The following is a 25,807-nucleotide window of genomic DNA, read 5'->3' as shown; positions in this document are numbered from 1 at the left end:
ATAAAGCAGTTGGATTCTCGGATTTTACCCTAGTGTGACATTATTTTAACCGAGTTGTGGGTAGCTTAGAGTTCGCTAAAATAATATAATGCCAGCACAAGAAGTCCTCCACTTAAAGCCACCACACCGGATAATAGGCTGAAAGATTTTAGTAACCGTGATACAGAAACCTCATGTACTTCTTTAAACAACCAAAAGAAGCTACTGTTTACGTGGATAATCCCAAGAGAACCAGCACCAATTGCCGCAGCGGTAAACGTTGGGTGCAGGGTGCCATTAGAAACTAATGGAGCAACAATAGAGGCCGTAGTGATAAGTGAAACTGTAATTGATCCTGTAACTGTAGTAAAAAGAAAACTCAATAAAAATGGAATAACTACACCCATAGCTGCAATATCACCTACATCGGAAAACATTGAACCTACTATTTCCGTGTCTTTAATTACCTGTCCGAAAGCACCACCCGTACCGGTTATAAGAATGACAATAGCTGATTTCTCTCCCGAAGTTTTAAAGAATGTATTCAAACGGGTAGAAAAATCTTTTCTAGGAAGTAAAGGGAGTGCGAAGAGTACACCTATAAGAAGTGCCCATACTGGGTTTTTAATAAATGTGATAAATCCGTTTTCCGATGGAAAAATAGTGCCTATGGACATCAGAAATAGAGGTACTAATAAAGCGGCAAAAGGTAATATTCTTTTGAAACCAGTAAGCTCTTTTACTTTTGATGCCTCACCAATAGTTGTCTCGGGTAATTTAAGGGCAAGGTTTGTCTTGTTGAGTTTTATCCACAGTAAACCTCCAGCTATTGCTGCTAAGGCTACCACAATATTAATGGGAATCATGTCTCCAATATTAATCTCAAGAATGGCCGCAACAGCAAGTGGACCGGGTGTTGGTGGAATTAATGCGTGAGCAACCGTAAGACTAATAGCTAAAGAAAGTCCTAAAGTAAGAACGGAATGGCCAGATTTTTTTGAAAGGACGAATATGGTTGGTAATAAGGTTAAATAGGCAACATCCATAAAAACGGGTATACCAATTAAAAAACCGATTACGGCCACACTCAATGGAAGATACTTTGTGCCGAATAAATTTATAATGGTAAGAGCTATCACATCTGCGCCACCGGTTTGAGCCAGAATTTCACCCAATAAAGTGCCAAATAGAATAATAAGGCCAATCCACTTTAGGGTGTTTCCAAAACCGCTCAATAAACTATCGGTAACCAATTCCACAGAACTACCTGTGGTTAGCCCTAAAATCAATCCTGAAATAAGTAATGCAGGAATTGGGTGTACTTTAAATACGGTTACCGCAACAATGAGCAAAACAATACAAAGAAGTAAGAATAAAAGGCTCGTCACGCGGTCATATTAAAGTTAGGTCGGTAAGGCTATCCAAACAAAAATAATTGAAATATACCTTCGTAAAAATGCGTGTATTAACCATTGTAGGCACTATTATAACCTTCCTATATTTTTAAGAGAACTCAAACATGAGACAAGAGCATTTAATTTGGCTTATACCATCTCTTTCCGCTCATTGTATTTTTGCATGTATTCTGTTGGGGTGATATTCATTAAGGCTTTAAATTGCCTGTTAAAATTGGTAAGCGTATTAAAACCGGATTGGTAGCAAACGGTGGAAATTTGCATTTCTCCCTCTATTAAAAGTTTACAAGCATTGCGTAAACGAATTTCGTTCAAGTACTGCGTAAAAGATTTTCTGGTTTTCTTTTTGAAATACCTGCAGAAGGCATTTGGAGTCATATGCGCTATGGATGCAATTTCTTCTAATTCTATTTTCTTTTCAAAATTTTCGGTAAGAAAATTTATGATTTTACGCATTCTGTCCTTTTCGTTGCTGTTGTAAGTATTGGCAATTACTTCAGAGCATAGCGATTCATAATTTTCACTCATAGATAAGGTGTCTAAAATTTTCAAAAGCCCTACGATGCTAGATAAACCCTGGTCGCCAACAAGTCCGGAAATAAGATTGTGAACCATGTATGTTGCAGATGCAGAGAATTTTACACCTCGGTCTGCACGTTGCATAAGACTTTTTAAACGTTTTGATTCCGTTAAATCTAGAAACTCACTTCCTAAAAAATCGGGTTCAAATTTTATGACAATTAGGTTAACAGCTTCAGCTTCTTGCTGGTCATTGTAATACTCTTTATGATTTTTGAACAGATGTGGAATGTTGCTGCCAATAAGATACAATTCACCAGGAGCAAAACTTCCAATAGAGTTTCCTACATAACGAGTCCCACTACTTTTTATAAAGTAGATTAACTCTAATTCTTTATGAAAATGCCAATTCTGTTCAATACAGGGCAATCGATCTTGTCGAGCTAAAAAGGAATTTTCAGGTCGTTTTTCGGTTTGTTTGTACGTCAGCTTCATAGTCTCTTTCTTTTTTATTTCCTCGATTTAAAAGTCAAAAGAAGGCTTCTCAAAATTTCGAAAATCTCTTTTTTATAAGAAGAAAATTTCTATAAAGATATAAAATTACCTGAATTATTGATGATTATTAATTTTTAGAGATAGAATAGTGTAGATTGAAATTACATTTAAATCTATTATTCCAAGGTTCATTACTATAGTAATAGCTCATAATAAAGTGGTGATAAATTTAAGAAGTTATGTCGTTTTTGTCTAGGAGGATGATATTCAGTTAAATAGTCTCTTTTTTAACTTTTTCAGCTCCAATTGAGCAGCACACTACAGGATAGTAAACAAAAAATGCTTCATTAGTTTTAAACACTTAGAAGCATAGATTGTTAATTAAAAATGACTAATGCTTCTCATTCAAACCAACTCAGAATAGGGGATTTATTGGTTTTGACCAATGTATTTCTATTAAAACAAAACGAAGATATGGCCATAAAAACGTTGAAAATTTATAAGTTATTTCTCTTTCTCTCCTGTGTTTTAGTTTTAGCAACTTCCTGTACAACCGATACAAAAAAGGAAAGTGCAAATGCTAAGTCAGAAAACCCTAAAATAGCAAAGCTTAAACTGCAACCAGGTTTTAGTGCGGAACATTTATATAGTCCCGGAGATAATAACATGGGGTCTTGGGTTGCCATGACTTTTGATAATAAGGGTAGGTTAATTACTTCTGATCAGTATGGTACATTGTACCGTATGGAAGTTGCTCCAATAGGTTCGGATAACCTTGTGCCAGAAATAGAAAAGTTAAAAATTCAGACCGGTACTCAGGTTGCGGATTCAATTATACAAATGGGCTATGCCCAAGGGTTATTGTATGCTTTTAACAGTCTATATGTTATGGTAAACCATACAGGTAGTGATGAATTTGAAAAGACAAGTGGGCTTTATCGTTTACAGGATACAGATAATGATGATCAATATGATAAAATAACACTTCTAAAATCTTTGAATGGAGCGGGGGAGCATGGTCCGCATAGTATAGTGTTATCTCCTGATGGTAAGTCGCTTTACGTAATTGCTGGTAACCACACAGATTTACCGGAAATGGATGAATACCATCTTCCTAGTAATTGGAAAGATGATAATCTTTTTCCTCAAATTAAAGACCCACGTGGTCACGCCAATGATCGTGGAGCTCCAGGGGGATGGGTGGCAAAACTTAATCCAGAAGGAGAGAACTGGGCACTAATAGCTTCTGGTTTTAGGAATCCGTTCGATTTGGCATTTAATGAATTGGGAGATATGTTTGTTTACGATTCGGATATGGAATGGGATTTGGGTATGCCATGGTATCGGCCAACACGAATCTGCCATGTTACCAGTGGAGCCGAGTTTGGATGGCGAACGGGCAACGGAAAATGGTCTGCGGCGTATCCTGATAATCTGCCTCCTGTATTAAATATAGGTCAAGGTTCACCAACCAATGTATTGTCAGGAAGAGGGTCTAAATTCCCTGAGAAATATCAACATAGTATATATGCTTTCGATTGGAGTTTCGGTATTATTTATGCCATTGAGATGCAAACCGAAGGTTCATCTTACCGTGGCGAGAAGGAAGAATTTTTATCGGGCATTCCACTGCCATTAACGGACGGCGTTATAGGACCTGATGGAGCCCTATATTTTATGACTGGCGGACGTAGGTTAGAATCTGATTTGTACCGCGTATTTTATAATAATCAAGAAGAATTAGCTGGTAGTGTTAAGGATTTAGAACAAACAGCGGAAAATGAAATCCGTAAAAAACTAGAGACTTATCACGGTGCACCACAAGATGGAGCATTGGAATTTGCTTGGCCTTACTTAAATAGTAAGGATCGGTTTATTCAGTATGCGGCTCGTATTGCTGTAGAGCATCAACCGGTGAGTAGCTGGCAAGATAAGGTATATAAAGAGACTGATGCAGTAAGGAAAATAGAAGGAGCAGTTGCTTTGGCAAGACAGGGGGATAAAAGTCAACAGGGCAGAGTAATTAATTCACTCGTTAACATAGATTATGTAAGCCTTTCTGAGCAAAATCAGGTAGACTTAGTTCGTGCTATCGAACTTACATTGTCACGATTCGGAAAACCGAATGCTGATGTTAAAAGAAAAGTCAGTTCATATCTTTCAGCTCATTATCCGGCAGATACAGATGTGCTGAATCAATTATTAAGTAAAACATTGGTGTTTGTAGATGATGCTTCCGTAGTGTCAAAAACACTTGCTTTATTGGAATCTGAAGAGGGAGAAAACGCTTCTGTAATGGCAAATACGGCTACGGAGGCAGCTGATTTAATTCTCAGAAATCCGCAATACGGAATGGATATCGCAGAAACATTAAAAAATATGCCTTTGGCACAGCATACCTATTATGGTCTGGTTCTACAGGATGCTACAACAGGTTGGACGCCGGAATTAAGGGAAAAATATTTTAAGTGGTTTTACAAAGCCTTTTCATTTAAAGCTGGGCGCAGCTATATTGGTTTCATAGATAAAGCTAGGAAAAAGGCCTTGACCCATGTTGTTGCAAATAAAAAGGAATTTTACAATCAAATGTCTGGTGATTCTTTACTAAGTAAGTCAGGAAACGAATTGGCTTCGAGTGCGGTTCAACCAAAAGGCCCAGGCAAGAGATGGGAAGAAAAAGACATTGCACCTTTGTTAGTTGATGGTTTAAATAACCAGAATTTTGAAACGGGTAGAAATATGTTTTTGGCTACCAATTGTATCACCTGTCACAGTATGCGTGGCGAAGGTCAGAACATAGGCCCAGAGTTGTCTCAAGTCGGAACACGGTTCTCGCCGGAAGATATTCTTAGGGCAATTATAAATCCAAGTGATGTTATTTCAGACCAATATAACACAACTGTTTTCTCTTTAAAAGATGGAAACTCTATAGTAGGTAGATTGATCAGTGAAGAAGGAGCTGATTATAAAGTTTCTCAGAATCCGTATGCACCGGACATTCTAAGAACTATTCCTAAGGAAGATGTAACGGAAATGAAGATGTCTTCAGTTTCCTTGATGCCACCGGGTAGTATTAATCGTTTGAGTGATGATGAGGTTAAGGATTTATTGGCGTACCTTATTTCTGGTGGCGATGCAAAAAATGAGGTTTTCAGTAAAGAATAAATAAGTCAAAAGATCAGAATTAAATTATTAATGTCCACAGAAAATTTTATACGTAACGGAAAAGACAAAATAGGCAACACTACTCAGGTGGGTGGTGTTGAGACTTCTGTTTTGGATAATGGATTGGGGCGTGGAACACGCATTGCGTGGATTAATACAGGTACTGGACTTCGTTACAAGGTTGTTATTGACCGTGGGATGGATATTGCAGATGCTTTTTATAATGAATATAGTTTGGCTTGGTTGAGTCAAACAGGAGTTGTTTCTCCCGAGCGATTTTCTGATAAGGGAATGAGTTGGATACGGAATTTTGGCGGTGGACTTTTAACTACCTGCGGACTCTCGCATGTGGGTGGGCCAGAGGAAGATGAGCACGGAACAAGAGGCCTGCATGGTCTTATTAGCAATACAACTGCAGAAATAACCACCATTGTTCAACCAGATCCAGCTGCAGGAAAAATGGAAATGAGCATAACGGGTATCATCCGAGAAAGTCAAGTTTTTGGGCCTGTATTGGAATTGAAGCGAACTATTTCTGGTAAATTGGGTGAAGCTAAAATTAGGATACACGATGAGGTAATTAATCGTGGAAATCAAAAGGCGCCACATATGCTTTTATATCATGTGAATTTTGGTTGGCCTTTAATAGATGAAGGCACCGATTTACTTTGGAAAGGAAATTGGGAATCCCCGACACCGGATTCTAAACAAAAAATGTTTAAGGAAGAAGTTAATTTTCGAAAATGCCCTGAGCCTATGGAGGCGCATTCCGGAACGGGTGAGGATGTGGCATTTATTGATACAGAAGAGGATACAGAAGGAAATTGCAATTGCGGCATCTATAACGAAAAATTGAATTTAGCCGTAGCACTTCGTTTTCCTAAAAAACAATTGCCTTGGTTGATTAATTGGCAGCATTGGGGTAAAAATGAATATGTGACAGCCCTAGAACCAGCAACAAATCCACCTATTGGACAAAAAAGAGCAAGAGAAAAAGGTACTCTTATTTTGTTGGAACCAAATGAAAGTAGGAGCTATTCACTGGAATTAGAAGTGCTATCACCTGAAAAAATAAAATCATTTATAACATCTTTTTTATAAAATAAATATTGAGTAGTATGGCAAATTCATCAGCTAAAAAAGCATTGGAGCAGGGGCAAGGAATTTTACGTTTGGCGCCAACATGGGTACCACGTTCTTTTTGTGTTCCGGGTAGAAGAATAAAATTGCACCCAGACGATTATTACGTTTTGGGTGGAGAACGTGGCGGTATAGATGAACGTTGGTTTTCATCAACTACTCCCGCTGAAAATGGTCCGTTGACGGGAAAGAATGAAGGTTTAAGTCCAGTTGTTCTAGAAGAAGACGGTAAAGAAATACAGATTCTTTTAAAAGATGTTATTGATGAATTGAAAGGTGAAATTATTGGTGACCGTCTTTGGGACGAGTATCAAAGTTGGCCTATGTATTCCAAGTTTTTTGATAACATGGGGCCGTTGCCACATCACATTCACCATAATGACGAGCATGCAGCTAAAATTGGTCAAAAAGGAAAACCGGAAGCGTATTATTTCCCACCTCAGGTAAACAATCATGGAGGCGATTTTCCATATACTTTCTTTGGAATAACGCCTGGGACTACCAAAGACGAAATAAAAGAATGTCTAAAGAATTTTACAAAAGGAGATAATAAGATTACTAACTTTTCATCAGCTTTTAGATTGGAGCCGGGAACTGGTTGGGATGTACCACCAGGAATGCTTCATGCACCAGGTAGTATGTGTACCTATGAACCACAAAAAGCATCAGATGTTTTTGCTATGTACCAGTCTTTGGTGAACGAAGCTATTATTCCAGAAGTACTATTATGGAACGGAACCCCAGAAGATAGAATGGGCGATTTTGACCAGCTTATGGAGGTAATAGATTGGGAGTTGAATACGGATCCGAATATGTTGGAAACACGTTTTATGAGACCTGTTCCCGTAAAACCGCTTGAAAAAATGGAAGCAGAAGGGTATGTTGATAAATGGATATGTTATCGCTCCGATGCCTTTAGTGCTAAAGAATTAACTGTATTGCCAGGGCAAACGGTAAACATAAAAGATAATGCCTGTTACGGAATGATCATGATGCAAGGGCATGGTAAGATGGGTGTTTGGGATATTGAAACACCATCCCTTATTAGATACGGACAATTAACCAATGATGAATATTTTGTGACTGAGAAAGCTGCAAAAGAAGGTGTTACTATTGTAAATCATAGTAAAACTGACCCTATTGTAATGCTAAAACACTTTGGACCTAAAAATCCTGACCTTAAATTATAAATAAACCGTATTTTAGAGCAAGTGTATTTTATACGTTTAAAAATATGCTAAATTTAAAAAGTTGATACGTTTAATTTAAAAGAACAGAAGTATGAAAGACAACGCTTTTCCAAAACTCCACAATGCCTCATGGCCTGGTATCGTAGGTAAAGGACCAGATTCAGAACCGCCTATTTCATTTGACCAGATGCTTGATATGACTGCAAATGCAGAAGTGAACGGTATTAAGTTTGACGGAATAGATATTGGGCTATTTGATCCACATGTTGATATTCATAGTTCTGATGATGACATTAAAAGACTGGCGGATAAAGTCGCTGGTCGAAATTTGAACATTGGCACTTTGGTAGCACCTATTTGGGGCGGGCCCACCTTAGGTTCAGATGAGGATCGTAAGACCTTTGTTGCTATGGTGCAAAGAGCATGTCATTTTGGTAAGATTTTCCGAGAGCATGGCGTAAGACAATATGGGGTAATTAGAATTGATTCTGCTTCAAGTCCAGAAGAATGGGCTAAAGATCCAGTAAATAATACCAAGTTGATAGCTAAAACGTTTCGTGAGGCTTGCGATGTAGCTGCCGATTATGATGAAAAATTAGCTGCAGAAGGAGAAATATGTTGGGGAGGGATGCATAGTTGGAAGGCTATGGTAGAAACCTTGGAAGCTGTTGATAGACCAAATATAGGTTTTCAAGCAGATATGTCTCATACATTACTTTACCTATTGGGGTATAACGCGCCAGAGGATAGAATTCTGCCTAAGGATTTTGATTGGTCGGATAGAAAAGCCTTGGAAGCTGGATTGAAAACAGTTACAGATGCATTAAGACCTTGGACTATAGATTTTCATGTTGCCCAGAATGATGGTACAGCTCATGGAACTGGATCGCATGATAAAACGGGCCGTCACTGCTTGGCCACTGATCCTAATGGCAAATTAGATGTTGCCAACGATGCCGGATTCTGGTTAAGAGATGGAGATGGAAAATTGACAAAAGCTGTTAAGCATATTTGTTGGGATGGTTGCATGTTTGATAATGATGTGATGCTGAAACAACAGACTTGGAATGATATTTTGGCAACCCTTATCAAGGTTCGCGAATTACATGGATGGAGTTAACTAACAAACGAAAAATATAAACTATGTCATTTGTTACAGTTAACGGAGTTCAGTTATATTATGAAATAAGAGGAGAAGGTAAACCCTTACTCTTGATTATGGGAATTACAGCTGCATCGGCAGTTTGGGAAAAGCACGTGTCTCATTGGGAAAAAGAATACCAATGTATTCTTTTTGATAACCGTGGGGTAGGATTGTCCGATAAGCCGGAAGGACCTTATACTACGGCTGAAATGGCCGATGATAGTGCAGCACTTTTAGAAGCTTTGAGCATACCTAATGCTGCCGTTGTTGGTGTCTCTATGGGTGGAGCAATAGCTTTAGAGATGGCGATAAGACATCCTGAAAAGGTTTCAGCTATGGTGGCAATGTGCCCTTGGGCAAGTTGCGATAGAAAAGGAGAAGCTATTTTTAGGCATATAACGCATATAAAAGCACATTTAAGACCGGAGCAGTTCGCGAATTTCATGCAGTTGTTAATTTTTGACAAGCCTACTTTTGATGATGATGCTGAATATGAAGGATTGGTAAGCGGGCAAAAAGGAGCAGCTCTAGAAGCTATACAACAACCCTTACATGGATTGGAAGCTCAGGCGGAAGCCTGTATCAACCACAATGTGGTAGCACAATTATCACAAATAAAATCGCCTACACTTGTAATAGGAGGTAAGCAAGATATGTTCGTGCCAGAATGGATGGTACGTGAGGTGTCCGATGGGATTTCCAATAGTGAACTTCATCTTTATGATAATGCAGGTCATGCTTTCCATTGGGAAAAATTGGATGATTTCAATCCAAGAGTATTGAACTGGTTAAAAGCCAACTATTAAGTTAGATTATTGCCAGAACGTTTGCGGGTAATCCATATCGTTTTGGAATAAATGGCTAATCCAATCTTAACTAAAAATAATACAACGATGTCAAAAATAAAAATTGGTTGCGAGACCTATACTTGGGCAATGTCCGGGGAAAAATATAAAAATAATTTAAACCATATAATAGAGGTAACCTCAAAAGCAGGATTCAAAGGTATTGAGCCTGATACAGGTTTTATGAACGGGTTTGCAAATCCAAAAGTTTTTAAAGAAACTTTAGATAAAAATAATATTGAATTGTCTGTTCTATGTCATGTTGAAGATTGGAGAAATCCAAAGGAAACCGATGCGGAGAAAAGAAATGCGGATCAGTGGATCGAGTTCATGAAGTATTTTCCAGAAGCCATACTGTTGCTAGTACAAATGCCTGGACAAAATCGTGAGCATCTACAAGAGCGGCAAAAGAATTTGTTGACTTGTGTAAATGAAATTGCGACCAGAGCGGCCGGGGAAGGCGTGGTATGCTCTTATCACCCAAACTCTCCAATGGGTTCTATCTATAGGACAGAAGAGGATTATAAAATTTTGTTGAACGGTCTGGATAGTAAGGTGGTTAAATACACACCAGATGTGGGGCATATGGCCAAAGGCGGTATGGACCCTTTACCTATTATAAAGCAGTATCGTGAACTGGTTAATTGTGTACATTATAAAGATATGTACGATAACGGTAAATGGGCTGCAATGGGTGATGGTATTATTGATTTTAAAGGAATAACATCTTATTTAAAGGAAACCGATTTTGAAGGATGGATAATTGTAGAGGACGAATGTGATGCTGCAATTACAGATCCAGATGGGATTACTTTAAAAGATGGTATTTACATAGAAGAGGTCTTAAGGCCTTTGATATAAACAAATATGAACATTTTTTAAACTTAAAATTATAGTAGAATGGCACAAAAAAAAGAACTCCGTATAGGATTGATAGGAACTGGTTTAATGGCGAGGACGCACACAAATGGCTACAAGCGTAGCGGTGATTTTTTCCCTGAACTTGAATATCGCCCGGTCTTAAAAACGGTGTGTGCCAGGACAGAGGAAAAAGTGAAGGCTTTTGCTGAGCAATGGGGTTTTGAATCTTATGAAACAGATTGGAAAGCAGTTATTGCCAGAGACGATATTGATGCCGTTGATATCTGTACTCCTAATGATATGCATGCCAATATTGCAATTGCCGCAGCAGAAGCAGGTAAAATGGTACTATGTGAAAAACCATTGGCACGCTCTGTAGCAGAAGCGCAACCTATGGTGGATGCTATTAAAAAAGCAGGTGTTGCCAACACCGTATTTTATAATTACCGTCGTATTCCAGCTGTAACACTAATCAAGCAAATTGTAGATTCGGGTAAGTTGGGCAAGATATTCCATTACAGGGCCAACTTTTTACAAGATTGGACCATCAATCCTGAATTACCACAAGGCGGTGAAGCTTTATGGCGTTTGGATGCCGAAGCAGCAGGCTCTGGGGTAACGGGAGATCTTTTGGCACACTGTATTGATAGTGCCATGTGGCTGAATGGTGCAATAAAAGATGTGTCTGCAGTTACTGAGACTTTTATTAAGGAACGCGTACACCAAGGAACTGGGGAAGTTCAAAAAGTGACCATAGATGACGCATGTATTTTTCATTGTCACTTTGAGAACGGAGCTTTAGGTCTTTTTGAGGCTACTCGTTATGCTCGTGGTCATAAAGCTTTGAATACGCTGGAGATAAACGGAGAACATGCTTCGCTGAGGTGGGATTTGCATGATATGAACTATCTTGAAATGTATGACCATGCAGATGATGCTATAGTTAGAGGATGGAAGAGAATACTAATTACAGACAGTGATCAACCTTATATGGATAAGTGGTGGATTCCAGGTACGTCTATCGGGTACGAGCATTCTTTTGTACATCAAGTAGCCGATTTTCTAAAAAGTTTGGAAACAGGAGAGCCTTGCGAGCCTAGTTTTGAAAATGCTCTAATGACTCAAAAAGTTTGCGAAGCAGTAATTAACTCGGCCAATTCTAAAAGCTGGAAAGACACTGGATTAGTTTAGAAAAGTAGTTTCAAATTCTTTATCAAAATAAAATCCCGCTAAACAATTAAGTTTAGCGGGATTTTTATTTAAAAAATATTTATCAGTTATTATTTTGAACGATACCAACTGTACATCTTTTCTATACCCTCTTTAAGGTCAATACTATGTTTCCATCCTAGACCATGAAGCTTAGAGACATCTGTCAATTTCTTCATTGTGCCATCAGGTTTATCAGCATTAAAATTTAAAGAACCTTCAAAACCAACCATATTTTTGATTGATTCGGCTAATTCGCGAATGGAAAGATCCTTACCTGTACCAATATTGATATGGGTATTACGAATTTCTTTTTCACCGGAATTATAGGTGTCCTTGAAATCTCTACTTTTCATTATGAAAATACATGCATCGGCCATATCTTCTGACCACAGAAACTCACGCATAGGCTTCCCGCTTCCCCAAATCTCCACACTCATCTTGTCACCGGTCTTTTTTACACCGTATTTCTCAAGAATTGTATAGATATCAGATTCACTAGATTTACCATCTACACCTTCGATTGGACGTTCGTTCAAATCTTTTCGAACATTGTCCCAATCTTGAGCTTCCAACGCTCTACCTAAGTGCATTTTTCTAATTAGAGCAGGCAATACATGCGACTTCTCTAAATCGAAATTATCATTAGGACCGTAAAGGTTGGTAGGCATTACGGAAATAAAATTTGTTCCGTATTGTAAATTGTAGCTCTCGCACAATTTAATACCTGCAATCTTTGCGATAGCGTATGGTTCGTTAGTATATTCTAAAGTGTCAGTAAGAAGATAATCTTCTTTCATGGGTTGCGGACACTCTTTTGGGTAAATACAAGTACTACCCAAAAACAGAAGTTTTTTCACATTGTTCACGTAACTATGGTGAACAATGTTGTTCTGAATCATAAGGTTAGCGTAAATAAAATCTGCCCTATAGGTGTTATTGGCAACAATACCACCCACTTTAGCCGCAGCAAGAAAAACGTATTCAGGTTTTTCTTCGGCAAAAAATGAAGCGACAGCGCTAGCATCAATCAAATCAAGTTCAGCATGGGTTTTCAATACAAAATTAGAAAAACCCTCTGCTTTCAGCTTTTTAAGAATGGCGCTACCAACAAGACCCCTATGTCCTGCAATATAAATTTTTGCGTCCTTGTTCATACTATTCGAAATAGTTCATGATTCTGTAGCCACCTTCTTTTAAGTAAGTGTCTTTCTTCATCAATTTTAAATCGCTTTGCATCATATCTTCGATCAAATCTTTCAAATCGTATTTAGGAATCCATCCTAATTTATTATTTGCTTTGCTTGGATCACCAATAAGTAAATCAACTTCTGTAGGTCTAAAGTACCTTGGGTCTACAGAAACAATTTCTTTTCCTATTTCTACTTGGTAATCAGGGTTGCTACAAGAAACTACAGTTCCTACTTCATCGACACCTTCACCTTTAAATGCAACTTCTATACCTGCATGGGCGAAACTCATTTTTACGAAATCACGAACAGTGGTGGTTTTACCAGTGGCAATTACCCAATCTTCTGCCTCATCGGCCTGAAGAATCATCCACATCATTCTTACGTAATCTTTTGCGTGTCCCCAGTCTCTTTTAGCGTCAAGGTTACCTAAGTATATCTTGTCTTGAAGACCTAATGCAATTCTAGAAGCAGCTCTTGTAATTTTACGAGTTACAAAAGTTTCCCCACGAATAGGAGATTCATGGTTAAAAAGTATACCGTTACAAGCATACATTCCGTAAGCCTCACGATAGTTTACTGTAATCCAATAGGCATACATTTTTGCAACAGCATAAGGGCTACGAGGGTAAAACGGGGTAGTTTCCGATTGAGGTACTTCTTGTACCTTTCCGTATAGTTCAGAAGTTGAAGCCTGATAGATTCTGGTTTTTTTCTCCAGACCTAAAAGACGTACAGCATCTAGAATACGTAAAGTACCTATACCATCTGCGTTTGCAGTATATTCTGGAGTCTCAAAAGATACCGCAACGTGGCTCATTGCCGCCAAGTTGTAAATTTCGTCCGGTTCTATTTCCTTTATAAGGCGAATAAGGTTGGTACTATCCGTCATGTCACCGTAGTGAAGATGAAGGTTTCTACCTTCAACATGTGGATCTTGATATAAGTGGTCAATTCGATCAGTATTAAAAAGAGAGGATCTTCTTTTAAGTCCGTGAACTTGATATCCTTTTTTTAATAAAAATTCAGCCAAGTATGCTCCATCTTGTCCTGTAATTCCTGTAATCAAACATTTTTTCATAATGCCGAGTTCTAATGGTTTTTTTATTTACTTGCGCAAAGATGCCGATTTATATTCTTACATGAGTAACATCAGCTTTAAAATTATTTAAAAATGAGGATATTATCGTTGTAAGGTACATACTTTGAGAAAGCCTTATTAAGATCTTAGGTTTATGTCAAAAATTGAATTAGTAAAAAATCAACTCGATTTCGTATTTATTTAAACATCCCCGGAAGAGGATGTTCCCAGCCTTCTCTATAACTGCGTTGTAGCAATTTGGTGGCTTCAGGGTCATTCACTACTATCATTTGTTTTTGGTCGTAGACTAAAGGCCTTTCAAGTTTCATTGCCATATTGGCAAGTATACAACTGGCAGTGGATATATGTGCTTGTTGAATGTTAGCTATTGGTTGCGTTCCATTTTCTATGGCCGATAAAAAATCTAACATGTGAGCTCTTGTTGCAGGGGCGGCATGAAGTTCAATACCTTTTTCGGTTAAATCTTCTGGGTATTTTTCTCTTTCGTAGATAACATCTCCGTGAATTTTTTCGCCTTTGCCTATTGGAACAAAATCATATTTCATAACATCTCCAGAAAGTGTTCCCTTTTCTCCATAGAGTTTAAAGGACCATGGATATTCTGGGTCAGAGGATGTTCCCCAGGACCTGTGGTTCCAAACGCAATCTAATTCATCAAATTCAAAAATGGCAGTTTGTGTATCGGCAATGTTGGATTTCGCATCTTTTTGAACATAAATACCGCCTGTAGAACTTATTCTCTTCGGCCATCCTAAATCCAGCATCCATCGCACTGTATCTAACATATGAACGCACATATCTCCCATTATTCCGTTTCCATATTCCATAAAAGCACGCCACCAACCTCTATGAGGTAATCCGTCAAATGGTCTTAATGGGGCAGGGCCTGTCCACATATCATAATTGAAGAAATCGGGCACTTCTTGAACAGAAGGGTTACCGTTGGCTCGCATATGATAATAGCAACAAATTTCTACATGAGAGATTTTGCCTAATAAACCGCCATCTACGATATTCTTTTTAGCCTCTACTAAATGAGGTGTACTCTTTCTTTGAGTACCTACTTGAACCACCTTTCCATATTTGTTTGAAGCTGCGACTAAAGCTTCTCCCTCCATAACATCTACACTTATAGGTTTTTGAAGATAGAGGTGAGCTCCGGATTTCAATACATCTATGCCTTGTAGCGCATGCCAATGGTCTGGGCTTCCTACTAATACGATATCCAAATCTTTTTCGGCAAGCATCTTTTTATAGTCGGCGTAGAGACGGGGCTTTTTTTTTGATTTTTGCCTTAGTGCGATTAGCTTCCCTGCTTCCTCTAACATATGCTGATCTACGTCGCATAGGGAAACTACTTCAACATTAGCTACTTGGATAAGCCTAAAAAGGTCACTTTTACCGTACCATCCCGTTCCTATCAGTCCTACACGTAATGGTTTTTCTCTATTTGTAAAGTCTAGGCCGTACGCTCCAAATGTGGATAACGCCATGAGACTAGAGGTCCCTTTAATGAAATTTCTTCTGGTTATAGAGCTAATTTTTTTGTGCATCGGTTTTTTTGTTCTGTTCGCTTCCTAAAGATATTTAAATCATTACAATTAACACTATAGTATTGGGGTACTTTAATAATTTGGTATATTTAAATCTTGATCAAACTAATATCCATTTATATGAAATCTAAATTTTTTATTGTTGCTTTTTTACTGACACTGGCTTGCCAACCTTTATGGGCGCAGATTGAACTTCCCAACATATTCTCGAACAATATGGTATTGCAGCGAAATGAAAAAGTTTTGCTTTGGGGATGGGGAAATACAGGGGAGGAGGTTACCGTTATTACTAGTTGGGATAATAAAGAATATAGAGTAAAAACAACCATTGATGCCAAATGGAATCTTGAAGTAGATACACCCGAAGCTGGTGGTCCGTATGAAATTAATTTTAAGGGTAATGATAATGAGATAGTACTTAAAAATATTATGATTGGTGAGGTTTGGTTAGCTTCTGGCCAATCTAATATGCAGTGGAGTGCAACTACTGACAAAGGTATTGATAATGCGGAAGAGGAGATTAAAAATGCCAATTACCCTACCATTAGATTTTTTACAATTGCTAGACGTACTTCAGGTTTTCCTCAAGAGAATGTACCGGGTACTTGGGAAGTTTGTGCTCCTGAGACTATGAAAGATTTTAGTGCAGTTGCTTATTTTTTTGCAAGAAGGTTACAAGGGGAATTAAATGTTCCAATTGGACTTATTGATAATGCTTGGGGCGGTTCCCCAGCCGAAGTTTGGACACCTAAATCGGTTTTTGATGAAAATGAAGATTTAAAAAAGTCTGCCGAAAGTCTCGAAGAAACGCCATGGAGTCCTGTTTCTCCATCGCAGTTATACAACGGAATGGTACATGCTATCACTCCTTTTAAGATTGCGGGAACTATTTGGTACCAAGGGGAATCTAATAGAGATAGGTCTGATGTTTATGGCAAACTTTTTTCTGAAATGGTAGATTCTTGGCGGGACGCGTGGAATACCGATTTTCCATTTTATTATGTTCAAATTGCTCCATTTAACTATAAAGAACCAGAGCAAGGGGTCTTGATTAGAGATGCTCAGAGGCGTATTCTGAAAACGATACCAAATTCTGGTATGGTAGTCGTAAGTGATATTGCCACTATAGATAATATTCATCCAACCAATAAACAGGATGTAGGTCTGCGCCTTGCTAATTTGGCCTTAAAAGAAACCTATGAAAGTTATGATGGAGAGGTTTACGGTCCGCTTTTTAAGGAGATTCATCCGCAAGGAAAAAAGATTGAAGTGGTTTTTGACCATTCAGCCGGACTAATGTCTAAAGGAAAAAAAGTCACCCATTTTGAAGTTGCTGGTCCTGATGGGGCATACCACCCCGCGAAAGCAATAATTAAGAACGATAAGGTTATTTTGTCTTCAAAAGAAGTTAAGGAGCCTTTAAATGTCCGTTTTGCGTGGGACAATATTGCAGAGCCCAATCTTTTTAATGCTGCCGGCTTACCTGCCTCGGCATTTGTAAGTGAGTAATTAGTAAGTAATCAATTTTTAATTTCAATGCACGGTATTCATATAATTTCGTGGGATAAGAAGTGTACTATGACCTTAATATTATCTAGATTTTTGACTGGTTTTATAATACTTGTCATGTTTTTTAATGTTTCATGCAATGAGAATAAAACCGAGCAAGAAGTGATAACACATAAATACACGAATGCCCTAGCAAAAGAGACAAGTCCGTACTTGTTACAACATGCACATAACCCGGTTAATTGGAGGGCGTGGAGCCAAGAAGCATTAGAGGAAGCAAAAAAAGAAAACAAATTGTTGTTGGTGAGTATTGGTTATTCTTCATGCCATTGGTGCCATGTTATGGAAGATGAAACTTTTGAGAACGAGGAGGTCGCAAAAATCATGAACGATAACTTCATCAATATTAAAGTAGATCGTGAAGAACGTCCGGATGTTGATCAAGTGTATATGACTGCATTGCAATTAATTTCAGGAAATGGTGGGTGGCCTTTAAATGTCATTACATTACCCAACGGAAAACCTCTTTACGGGGGGACTTATCATACTAAAGATCAGTGGACAAAAGTACTGACCAAAATAAGCGAGCTATATAAAAATGACCCTAAAAAGGCAGAAGAATATTCGGACATGGTGGCAGCTGGAATTGCAGAGGCGAACCTAGTGGAACCTGCAAAAGATTTTGATGCTATAACCAAAGATGCCGTAAATACAAGTGTGGAAAATTGGAGTCAGAACTGGGATTTAGAAGAAGGTGGAGAAAAGGGCGTTCAGAAATTTATGATTCCCACCAATCTAGATTTTCTATTGAGTTATGCCGATTTAGCAAAAGACGAAAAAGCCAAGAATCATGTTAAAAACACGTTAGATAAAATGGCCTTGGGTGGTGTTTATGACCAGATAGGTGGTGGTTTCTATAGGTACAGTACAGATCCCTTTTGGAAAGTGCCACACTTTGAGAAAATGCTTTATGACAATGCCCAGGTATTAAGTTTGTATTCCAAAGCATATACTATTTTTAAAGATGATGCGTATAAAGATGTGGTTTGGGAAACTGTAGATTTTCTAGACAGGGAAATGAAAGATGAGAATGGAGGCTACCATGCCGCTTTGGATGCGGATAGTGAAGGGGAAGAGGGTAAATTCTATGTTTGGAAAGAAGAAGAGTTAAAGTTGGTTTTGGAAGATGGTTTTGAACTTTTTTCGGACTATTATACTATAAGTAAAGGAGCAGTTTGGGAGCATGAAAATTATGTTTTACACAGAAAGAGAGACGATGCTACGTTCGTAAAAGAGCACGGTATAGAGCAGAGTAAGCTAAATTTTATAAAATCCGAATGGAATAAAAAACTGTTAGAAGCAAGAAGTAAAAGAGTGCGCCCACGAAGTGATGATAAAATTATTACATCTTGGAATGCTCTTTTGATTAATGGACTGGTAGATGCTTATAAGGCTTTTGGTCAGGATAGATTTTTAGAAAAGGCAGAAAGTGTTTTTTCTTTTATAAAATCCAATTCTTTCCAAAACGTAAAGCTTGTACATACTTATAAAAAAGGAAGTCAGCGTAAAGAAGGTTTTATTGAGGATTATGCTTTCATGATAGATGCTTCGCTTCAGCTTTATGGAGTCACTTTAAATAAGGAATACCTCAATTTTGCCAAGGAATTAAATAAGACCGTAGAACAAGATTTCGCAGATGACGCATCTGGTATGTACCATTATAATGAAGGAAATACTCTCATCGCCAAAATAATAAAAACGGATGATGGTGTAATTCCTTCACCCAATGCTGTCATGGCAAATAATCTTTTTCAATTGGGACATTTGGAGTATAATACGGATTACACCAAAAAGTCAAAGCTGATGTTATCTGCAATGGTGCCAGTAATTACTGAAAGTGCACCTAGTTATTCAAAATGGAATGCACTTTTGTTGAACAATACTTATCCGTATTTTGAAATTGCAGTAGTGGGCAAAGACGCAGATATTTTGGTGAAAGCTCTAAATGAAATTCAATTGTCAAATGCTTTAATAGTAGGAAGTAAGGTAGAGAGTAAAGCGCCTCTTTTTAAAGATCGGTATGTGGAGGATAATACATTTATCTATGTTTGTCAGAATACCACATGTAAATTACCGGTAAAGACTATAAAAGAAGCTCTTATACAATTAAAAAACTTCTAGTTGTAATAATACCTGTAAAACCCAGTGTTAAAAAAGAGGTGGGTATACACTTTTTATTTATAAATTGTGCAAACAAATTAACAAACAACATATGCAAATAAAGGAAAACCCTGAGGAGTACGACGTTATTATCGTAGGCTCCGGGGCAGGTGGAGGTATGGCTACAAAACAATTGGCAGATGCTGGTCTAAAAGTAGCCGTTGTAGAAGCAGGACCTTTCTTTGATCCTGCGGATCCGAAGACAATGACTCAATTAAAGAACCCTTACGATTCTCCACGTCGTGGGGCGGGTACCACGCGCGCTTTTGGTGAGTGGGACATGTCCTATGGTGACTGGGAGGTGGATGGTGAACCCTATACCCATGCAGAAGGCACAACCTTTAAATGGTGGCGTTCTAGAATGCTAGGTGGGCGTACGAACCACTGGGGAAGAATATCATTACGATTTGGACCAAAAGATTTTAAAGGAAAGACACGTGATGGTCATGGTGAGGATTGGCCAATAGGTTATGATGATGTAAAACCATATTACGATAAAGTAGATAAATTAATAGGGGTCTTTGGTACCAACGAAGGTCTAGAAAATGATCCGGACGGTTTTTTCCTTCCTCCTCCAAAACCAAGGCTGCACGAACTTTTTTATATAAAAGGAGCTAAAAAATCAGGTATTCCTGTAATTCCTGGTCGGCTTTCAATGCTTACCAAACGTATCAATAACGAGCGCGGGGTTTGCTTCTATTGCGGTCAATGTTCAAGGTCATGTTCTGTATATGCGGATTTCTCCGCTGGTAGTTGTTTGATTTTTCCTGCTCAGAAGAACGGAGGTCAAGTAAAGATTTACGTAAATGCTATGGTACGAGAGGTGACGACCAATGCAGAAGGTAAGGCAACTGGTGTTTCGTACATCAACAAAGAAGATAGAAAAGAGTACAAGCTAAAAGCTAAAGTAGTTGTGCTGGCAGCCTCGGCTTGTAGTTCGGCACGTATTCTTTTAAATAGTAAGAGTAAGCAGCATCCTAACGGTCTAGGAAACAGTAGTGACCTTGTTGGTAAATATTTACATGATTCTACAGGTAGTAGTGGTATGGCTTTCGTACCAGATTTAATGGATCGTGATGTTTCTTATAACGAAGATGGTGTAGGGGGTATGCACGTTTATTCACCTTGGTGGGGAGATAATAAAGCTTTAGGTTTTCCTAGAGGATACCATATTGAGGTTTGGGGCGGTATGGGGCAACCTAATTACGGCTTCGGTTTTGACCAGGACAGTTTCAATAAATTGGTGGGGCAACCAACCGGTGGTTATGGAGACAAACTACGTGATGACGTTAAGCGGTATTACGGAGCATTAGTAGGTTTTGGCGGTAGAGGAGAAGGTTTAGCGGTAAAGGAAAATTACTGTGAGATAGACCCGACTACAGTGGACGATTATGGTATTCCCGTTTTAAAGTTCAACTACAAATGGTCTGATATTGAAGTTCGCCAAGCGAAGCATATGCAGGATACTTTTGAAGAGATTTCCCATAACATGGGCGGAATCTATTTGAACAAACCTGGTAAGGATAAGGACTATGGTCTTCATGCTCCAGGAGAAATTATCCATGAGGTAGGAACTACCCGTATGGGTAATGACCCCAAAACTTCTGTAACCAACAAGTTCAACCAATTGCACGATGTGGACAATGTTTTTATAGTTGATGCAGGTCCTTTCGTTTCACAAGCGGACAAAAACTGTACTTGGACTATATTGGCACTTTCTTGGAGAGCATCTGACTATATTATTGAACAACTTAAACAACAAAACCTCTAATGATGGATAGAAGAAAGAGTATACAGACCATGATTCTTGGAGCTGGTGCTTCGGCACTTGCCTTTCACGGATGTAAGACCGAAGGAGACGAACCTGTGGTGCCAGAAACTACCATTACTACAGATACCAATTATTATGGAAGGACGCCTAAAGAAATGGAGCGCGTAGAAAAATTGAATGCGGAGCAATTGTTCAATGAACATGAGATGGAAACTATTGCCGTTTTAAGCACAGTTATCCTTCCACCAAAAGAACCACACGGAGGCCCTATTGAAGCAGATGTTCCTGCATTTATTGAGTTTATTGGTAAGGATATGCCCGATATGCAGAATACGTTATTGGGAGGTCTAATGTGGTTGGATCACAGGTCTAATTCAGATAATGAAATAGAGTTTAAAGGCGCTAGCTTGGAACAACAGAAACAGATTTTGGATACCATCTGTAACCAAGATTTAGAGATACCTTTGGATAACCAACCTCTAGAAATCCAATTTTTTGCATTGATGCGTAATCTTGTTGTTACAGGTTACTACACATCAAAAGTGGGGCTTGCAGATTTGGGGTACAAAGGAAATTCGCCTAATGTTTGGGACGGTGTTCCAGATGAGGTTCTCAAAAAACATGGTGTAGCATATGATCCTGAATGGATTGCCAAATGTGTAGATCAAAGTAAGAGGAACGATATTGCTGAATGGGATGAGAAGGGAAATTTGTTAACATAGATAAACCTGGTTTAGAACAACTATCCGCTTTTAATCAAAATATAAGGAAATGAAAAAAATTAATGTTTTTATAGTAGCAGCTCTTTTTACGGTATCGCTATCGGCACAGGAAGTGGGTTTGCAGCTTTATAGTTTACGAAATCAGTTTAAGACAGATGTACCCGGAACACTTGAGACTATTAAAGGCTGGGGAATCACGAAAATTGAAGGAGGCGAAACTTACGGATTGCCGCTAGATGAATTCAAGAAATTATTGAAATCGAATAGTCTGGATGTGGTAAGTGTAGGAGCTAAGTTTGGCGATTTAGAGAAAAATGCAAAGCAAGTAGTGGAAGATGCAAAAGCATATGGCGCCAAGTATGTTATGTGTGCTTGGGTACCTCATGATGATAACAAATGGGACTTGGAAGAGACGCAACATGCTTCGGAAGTATTTAATAAGGCCGGCAAATTATTGAAGGAGAACGGTATTACTTTGGCATACCATGCACATGGTTATGAATTTCGTCCGTACGAAGATGGAACCTTATTCGATTATATGGTTAAAAACGCAACGGACTATACTTTTGAATTAGATGTTTTTTGGGCACAACACGGTGGAGCAGATCCATTGGCGTTGATGAAGAAATATGAGTCTAAATTCACCTTACTTCACTTGAAGGACATGGAAAAAGGAGTAAAAGGGAATAATACGGGACAAGAAGATCATGAAACTAACGTAGTTCTGGGTCAAGGTCAAGTAGATATTGCTGGTATTGTTGCCGAAGCTAAGGAATTGGGAATTGAGTATATGTTCATAGAAGATGAATCATCTAGTGTAGTTGAACAAGTACCTCAAAGCTTAGAATACTTAAAGAGCTTAGAAAAGTAATCTAGTACAAATTTTAATGGCAGGGGCCTTTATCTTTTTTGAGGTAAAGGCCTTTGTTTTTTAATCATTTTATTGGTGCTTTATAATAGGTTGTATGCACTACAGATCTTAAAGATGTAAGGTGGTTAAATTGAAAAAAAACATTGGTTCTATTCTGCTTAATAGAACTGAGAAATGTAGCCTGTTAATAAAAAATATTGTTACCTTATGGTCGCTTAAAACCAAATAACTGCTTATGTGTTCCCACAGACCAATGAAGTTTTTTGTGCTTAGCTGTGCACTTGTTTTCGTGTTCGGTTCTTGTACAAAAAAAGGAAGTACTAAGAATTATCTGCTTGAAGGTAATTTAAAGAAATGGCAACCCATCACCTTAACATTCAACGGACCAGAAGTATCTGAAATGGATTCTATAAATCCGTTTTTGGACTATTCATTATTGGTTAACTTCTCAAATAAAGATACCACCTATGCAGTTCACGGGTATTTTGCTGCAGATGGCGATGCGGCCAACTCTAGTGCTGAAGCTGGAAATAAATGGCAAGTAAAATTTTCTCCCGGTAAAACTGGTAAATGGGATTTTACAGCTTATTTAATGGAAGGGAAAAATATTGCCGTCAAGCAATTTTCCCTACCTAAAAAGAATAAAAGTATTTGGGATATAAAAGGAAACTTTGAAGTGCAGCCTATAGATTCAACCGAAAATGGATTTTATAGTAAAGGGATGCTCGTCTATAACGGCACGCATTATCTGAAGCAAAGTGAAACAGGAAAACCTTTCTTAAAAAATGGAGTGGGTAGCCCTGAGAACTTTTTGGCCTATTCGGAATTTGATGGTACATATGATAATGGAGGTCCAGATACGCCAACATTAGAAGATGGCCTTCATGAATATCCATCACATGTTGATGATTGGAAGGATAATGATCCGGTATGGGGCTTTAATAATGGAAAAGGAATCATAGGAGCCCTTAATTATTTGTCTAACAAAGGAATGAATAGTCTTTATTTTCTGGTTATGAACGAAAATGGAGACGGAAATGATGTATGGCCTTGGATTGCGCCTAAAGAGCAAACAAGATATGATGTTAGTAAACTAGATCAATGGGAAACGGTTTTTACTCATATGGATAAACTGGGAATGGCCATGAACGTTTTCACTCAAGAAACGGAAAATGATACGGTTTTGAACAAGGGTGATTTAGGACTTGAACGGAAACTATTTTATAAAGAATTAGTAGCTCGTTTTGGTCATCATTTGGGTATAGTTTGGAATTTAGGGGAAGAAACCAATCGTAGCCCAGAGCAGTTAAAGAATTATGCAGATTACATTCGTAAGATAGACCCTTATAAACATCCTATAGCGGTTCATAATCATGTCCGTGTTACTGGTGAACGAAGAGAGGGTAGACCTCTAGACCCTATAAAAGAAACGTTCACACCTATGTTAGGGTACCGTAATTTTGAAATTCCTTCTTTACAAATGTTCGATACAACAGAAGTACATAAGGAAGTGAAGAAGTGGTTGGATTTATCTGTAAAGAAAAAAAGACCATGGGTAGTTTACCTTGATGAAATTGGTCATTGGGATATTGGAGTAACTACGGATACTGCCGCCAATCATAATCATAACATGGTAATGCACAGCAGTCTTTGGGGAAGCCTAATGTCCGGGGCGGCCGGTACTTCCTGGTATTTTGGTGGTAAAGATGTGCCCAATAATGATATCTCTGCAGAAGATTTTAGAGCGCGTGATGCTTGGTGGGATATCAGCAATAATGCGAAGAAGTTTTTTGAAGACCACTTGCCGTATGAAACAATGCAAAATCATGACGAGTTATTGAGTAACGATAAAGCGTACTGTTTTGCTAAAAAGGATGAAATTTACGTAGTGTATTTACCAAAGAATGAAAATACCGATCTTGCCATAGGCGATGGTGCTTTTACCATTGCTTTTTATGACCCTAAAGCAGGAGGAATGCTGTTTGATAAGCAAAATGAAGGTTGGAAAATCACCAAACCTAATAGTGTGGAATTATCAGCTTACAATGGGCAAAAAGAGAAAGATTGGGTAATTGTTATAGCAAGAAAGTAATATCTTGCATGTAAATTGAAAATCGATTTTATATCAATATATCCCTAAAACCTGACCAATATCTCATGTCAGGTAGATAATTTATTTTTTATGAGGAATTTTTATAGTACCCTTATCTTATTTGTATTTTTCATGTCTTGTGGAGATAAGCCAAAAGCAGAAAAGAATGTAGAGAAAAATGAAGGTGTAACTACACAACAAGTAGATACGGTAGTTAAAGAAAAGGAAGTTCCTAAGAAAATATTTAAGACTTTTGATAAATTGGCGGACACCACATTTGTTCGCTTGGCAGATTTTAGCGATGGTTTTGGTTATGAATTACGATATGCTACCAAAAATAATTTTCTTAAAGAAAAAGTCTACGATTGCCCGGAGTGCTATACACGTGTAATAACGGCAAAGGCATTATTAAAGGCGAATGAAGATTTCAAAAAAAGCGGCGTACGTATAAAATTCTTTGATTGTTACCGACCAAATTCGGTACAATACAAAATGTGGAAAATAGTACCTAATCCACAATATGTAGCCAATCCTAAAAAAGGCTCTATTCATAACAAGGGTGGTGCTGTAGATATTACTTTGGAGTCTTTAGATGGCGAAGAATTGGATATGGGAACCGATTTTGATTTTTTCGGAAAACGGGCTTACCATGATAATTTCGATTTACCAAAAGAGATATTGGAAAACAGAAAGCTCTTGAAAGAAACGATGGAGAAACATGGATTTTGGTCTACCAGAACAGAATGGTGGCATTATAATCTAGATGGCGCGCACAAATATCCAATAGCAAATTTTAAATGGGATTGTAATTAATG

Annotated in this window: 19 protein-coding genes; 14 read left to right on the top strand and 5 right to left on the bottom strand. The window is 38.1% G+C overall.

The window, feature by feature from the left end:
* Positions 1-65: 65 nt before the first annotated feature.
* Together IWB64_RS20145 and IWB64_RS20140 are read right to left on the bottom strand one after the other, a co-directional pair.
* Positions 66-1,367 carry a GntP family permease gene (locus IWB64_RS20145; RefSeq protein WP_194535720.1) on the bottom strand — a complete coding sequence of 434 codons (1,302 nt, stop codon included), beginning with the start codon at positions 1,365-1,367 and terminating at the stop codon, positions 66-68.
* Positions 1,368-1,523: 156 nt separating this feature from the next.
* A complete protein-coding gene (locus IWB64_RS20140; RefSeq protein WP_194535719.1) occupies positions 1,524-2,408 on the bottom strand; it encodes an AraC family transcriptional regulator in 885 nt (294 codons plus the stop codon).
* A gap of 387 nt (positions 2,409-2,795) precedes the next feature.
* Between IWB64_RS20140 and IWB64_RS20135 the strand changes: the two genes are divergently transcribed.
* The 7 genes from IWB64_RS20135 to IWB64_RS20105 all read left to right on the top strand — a co-directional run bounded on the left by IWB64_RS20135 (position 2,796) and on the right by IWB64_RS20105 (position 11,944).
* Positions 2,796-5,573, top strand: a complete 2,778-nt coding sequence (locus IWB64_RS20135) for a c-type cytochrome (RefSeq protein ID WP_226975960.1) — start codon at positions 2,796-2,798, stop codon at positions 5,571-5,573.
* Between the two features lie 30 nt (positions 5,574-5,603).
* A complete protein-coding gene (locus IWB64_RS20130) occupies positions 5,604-6,674 on the top strand; it encodes an aldose 1-epimerase family protein (protein WP_194535718.1) in 1,071 nt (356 codons plus the stop codon).
* Positions 6,675-6,691: 17 nt separating this feature from the next.
* Positions 6,692-7,903 carry a class I mannose-6-phosphate isomerase gene (locus IWB64_RS20125; protein ID WP_194535717.1) on the top strand — a complete coding sequence of 404 codons (1,212 nt, stop codon included), beginning with the start codon at positions 6,692-6,694 and terminating at the stop codon, positions 7,901-7,903.
* Positions 7,904-7,994: 91 nt separating this feature from the next.
* Positions 7,995-9,023 carry a sugar phosphate isomerase/epimerase family protein gene (locus tag IWB64_RS20120; RefSeq protein ID WP_194535716.1) on the top strand — a complete coding sequence of 343 codons (1,029 nt, stop codon included), beginning with the start codon at positions 7,995-7,997 and terminating at the stop codon, positions 9,021-9,023.
* 23 nt (positions 9,024-9,046) lie between these two features.
* On the top strand, positions 9,047-9,853 hold the full coding sequence (locus tag IWB64_RS20115; protein ID WP_194535715.1) for an alpha/beta fold hydrolase: 807 nt from the start codon (positions 9,047-9,049) through the stop codon (positions 9,851-9,853).
* 87 nt (positions 9,854-9,940) lie between these two features.
* A complete protein-coding gene (locus IWB64_RS20110) occupies positions 9,941-10,753 on the top strand; it encodes a sugar phosphate isomerase/epimerase family protein (RefSeq protein WP_194535714.1) in 813 nt (270 codons plus the stop codon).
* Positions 10,754-10,792: 39 nt separating this feature from the next.
* Positions 10,793-11,944 carry a Gfo/Idh/MocA family protein gene (locus IWB64_RS20105; protein ID WP_194535713.1) on the top strand — a complete coding sequence of 384 codons (1,152 nt, stop codon included), beginning with the start codon at positions 10,793-10,795 and terminating at the stop codon, positions 11,942-11,944.
* An 89-nt stretch (positions 11,945-12,033) separates the two neighbouring features.
* Here IWB64_RS20105 and IWB64_RS20100 read toward each other — a convergent pair whose 3' ends face one another.
* From IWB64_RS20100 to IWB64_RS20090, 3 genes are all read right to left on the bottom strand, one after another.
* On the bottom strand, positions 12,034-13,119 hold the full coding sequence (locus tag IWB64_RS20100) for a GDP-L-fucose synthase family protein (protein ID WP_194535712.1): 1,086 nt from the start codon (positions 13,117-13,119) through the stop codon (positions 12,034-12,036).
* A 1-nt stretch (position 13,120) separates the two neighbouring features.
* Positions 13,121-14,233 carry a GDP-mannose 4,6-dehydratase gene (gene gmd, locus IWB64_RS20095; RefSeq protein WP_194535711.1) on the bottom strand — a complete coding sequence of 371 codons (1,113 nt, stop codon included), beginning with the start codon at positions 14,231-14,233 and terminating at the stop codon, positions 13,121-13,123.
* A gap of 197 nt (positions 14,234-14,430) precedes the next feature.
* Positions 14,431-15,807 carry a Gfo/Idh/MocA family protein gene (locus IWB64_RS20090; protein ID WP_194535710.1) on the bottom strand — a complete coding sequence of 459 codons (1,377 nt, stop codon included), beginning with the start codon at positions 15,805-15,807 and terminating at the stop codon, positions 14,431-14,433.
* 120 nt (positions 15,808-15,927) lie between these two features.
* On the opposite strand from IWB64_RS20090, the gene IWB64_RS20085 reads away from it, so the two are divergent.
* The 7 genes from IWB64_RS20085 to IWB64_RS20055 all read left to right on the top strand — a co-directional run bounded on the left by IWB64_RS20085 (position 15,928) and on the right by IWB64_RS20055 (position 25,805).
* The gene (locus tag IWB64_RS20085) at positions 15,928-17,316 is read left to right on the top strand and encodes a sialate O-acetylesterase (protein WP_194535709.1); all 1,389 of its coding nucleotides are present in this window, start codon (positions 15,928-15,930) and stop codon (positions 17,314-17,316) included.
* A gap of 162 nt (positions 17,317-17,478) precedes the next feature.
* Positions 17,479-19,497, top strand: a complete 2,019-nt coding sequence (locus tag IWB64_RS20080; RefSeq protein WP_317171992.1) for a thioredoxin domain-containing protein — start codon at positions 17,479-17,481, stop codon at positions 19,495-19,497.
* Between the two features lie 91 nt (positions 19,498-19,588).
* On the top strand, positions 19,589-21,307 hold the full coding sequence (locus IWB64_RS20075; protein WP_194535707.1) for a GMC family oxidoreductase: 1,719 nt from the start codon (positions 19,589-19,591) through the stop codon (positions 21,305-21,307).
* A 2-nt stretch (positions 21,308-21,309) separates the two neighbouring features.
* Positions 21,310-22,029, top strand: a complete 720-nt coding sequence (locus IWB64_RS20070) for a gluconate 2-dehydrogenase subunit 3 family protein (protein ID WP_194535706.1) — start codon at positions 21,310-21,312, stop codon at positions 22,027-22,029.
* A 49-nt stretch (positions 22,030-22,078) separates the two neighbouring features.
* The gene (locus IWB64_RS20065) at positions 22,079-22,900 is read left to right on the top strand and encodes a sugar phosphate isomerase/epimerase family protein (RefSeq protein WP_194535705.1); all 822 of its coding nucleotides are present in this window, start codon (positions 22,079-22,081) and stop codon (positions 22,898-22,900) included.
* Positions 22,901-23,135: 235 nt separating this feature from the next.
* On the top strand, positions 23,136-24,992 hold the full coding sequence (locus IWB64_RS20060; RefSeq protein ID WP_194535704.1) for a DUF5060 domain-containing protein: 1,857 nt from the start codon (positions 23,136-23,138) through the stop codon (positions 24,990-24,992).
* Between the two features lie 90 nt (positions 24,993-25,082).
* The gene (locus IWB64_RS20055) at positions 25,083-25,805 is read left to right on the top strand and encodes a M15 family metallopeptidase (RefSeq protein ID WP_194535703.1); all 723 of its coding nucleotides are present in this window, start codon (positions 25,083-25,085) and stop codon (positions 25,803-25,805) included.
* Positions 25,806-25,807 lie beyond the last annotated feature (2 nt).

Source organism: Zobellia nedashkovskayae, assembly GCF_015330125.1.
GTDB lineage: Bacteria > Bacteroidota > Bacteroidia > Flavobacteriales > Flavobacteriaceae > Zobellia > Zobellia nedashkovskayae.
Note: the sequence above shows the minus strand (reverse complement) of the source record. Positions and strands in the feature narration are given on the sequence as shown.

What these genes read in the sequence shown, in the direction of transcription:
- IWB64_RS20140 (WP_194535719.1), bottom strand. Translation starts at nt 2,408, where the DNA reads ATGAAGCTGACGTACAAACAAACCGAAAAACGACCTGAAAATTCCTTT.
- IWB64_RS20135 (WP_226975960.1), top strand. Translation starts at nt 2,796, where the DNA reads ATGACTAATGCTTCTCATTCAAACCAACTCAGAATAGGGGATTTATTG.
- IWB64_RS20130 (WP_194535718.1), top strand. Translation starts at nt 5,604, where the DNA reads ATGTCCACAGAAAATTTTATACGTAACGGAAAAGACAAAATAGGCAAC.
- IWB64_RS20125 (WP_194535717.1), top strand. Translation starts at nt 6,692, where the DNA reads ATGGCAAATTCATCAGCTAAAAAAGCATTGGAGCAGGGGCAAGGAATT.
- IWB64_RS20120 (WP_194535716.1), top strand. Translation starts at nt 7,995, where the DNA reads ATGAAAGACAACGCTTTTCCAAAACTCCACAATGCCTCATGGCCTGGT.
- IWB64_RS20115 (WP_194535715.1), top strand. Translation starts at nt 9,047, where the DNA reads ATGTCATTTGTTACAGTTAACGGAGTTCAGTTATATTATGAAATAAGA.
- IWB64_RS20110 (WP_194535714.1), top strand. Translation starts at nt 9,941, where the DNA reads ATGTCAAAAATAAAAATTGGTTGCGAGACCTATACTTGGGCAATGTCC.
- IWB64_RS20105 (WP_194535713.1), top strand. Translation starts at nt 10,793, where the DNA reads ATGGCACAAAAAAAAGAACTCCGTATAGGATTGATAGGAACTGGTTTA.
- IWB64_RS20100 (WP_194535712.1), bottom strand. Translation starts at nt 13,119, where the DNA reads ATGAACAAGGACGCAAAAATTTATATTGCAGGACATAGGGGTCTTGTT.
- gmd (WP_194535711.1), bottom strand. Translation starts at nt 14,233, where the DNA reads ATGAAAAAATGTTTGATTACAGGAATTACAGGACAAGATGGAGCATAC.
- IWB64_RS20090 (WP_194535710.1), bottom strand. Translation starts at nt 15,807, where the DNA reads ATGCACAAAAAAATTAGCTCTATAACCAGAAGAAATTTCATTAAAGGG.
- IWB64_RS20085 (WP_194535709.1), top strand. Translation starts at nt 15,928, where the DNA reads ATGAAATCTAAATTTTTTATTGTTGCTTTTTTACTGACACTGGCTTGC.
- IWB64_RS20075 (WP_194535707.1), top strand. Translation starts at nt 19,589, where the DNA reads ATGCAAATAAAGGAAAACCCTGAGGAGTACGACGTTATTATCGTAGGC.
- IWB64_RS20070 (WP_194535706.1), top strand. Translation starts at nt 21,310, where the DNA reads ATGGATAGAAGAAAGAGTATACAGACCATGATTCTTGGAGCTGGTGCT.
- IWB64_RS20065 (WP_194535705.1), top strand. Translation starts at nt 22,079, where the DNA reads ATGAAAAAAATTAATGTTTTTATAGTAGCAGCTCTTTTTACGGTATCG.
- IWB64_RS20060 (WP_194535704.1), top strand. Translation starts at nt 23,136, where the DNA reads ATGTGTTCCCACAGACCAATGAAGTTTTTTGTGCTTAGCTGTGCACTT.
- IWB64_RS20055 (WP_194535703.1), top strand. Translation starts at nt 25,083, where the DNA reads ATGAGGAATTTTTATAGTACCCTTATCTTATTTGTATTTTTCATGTCT.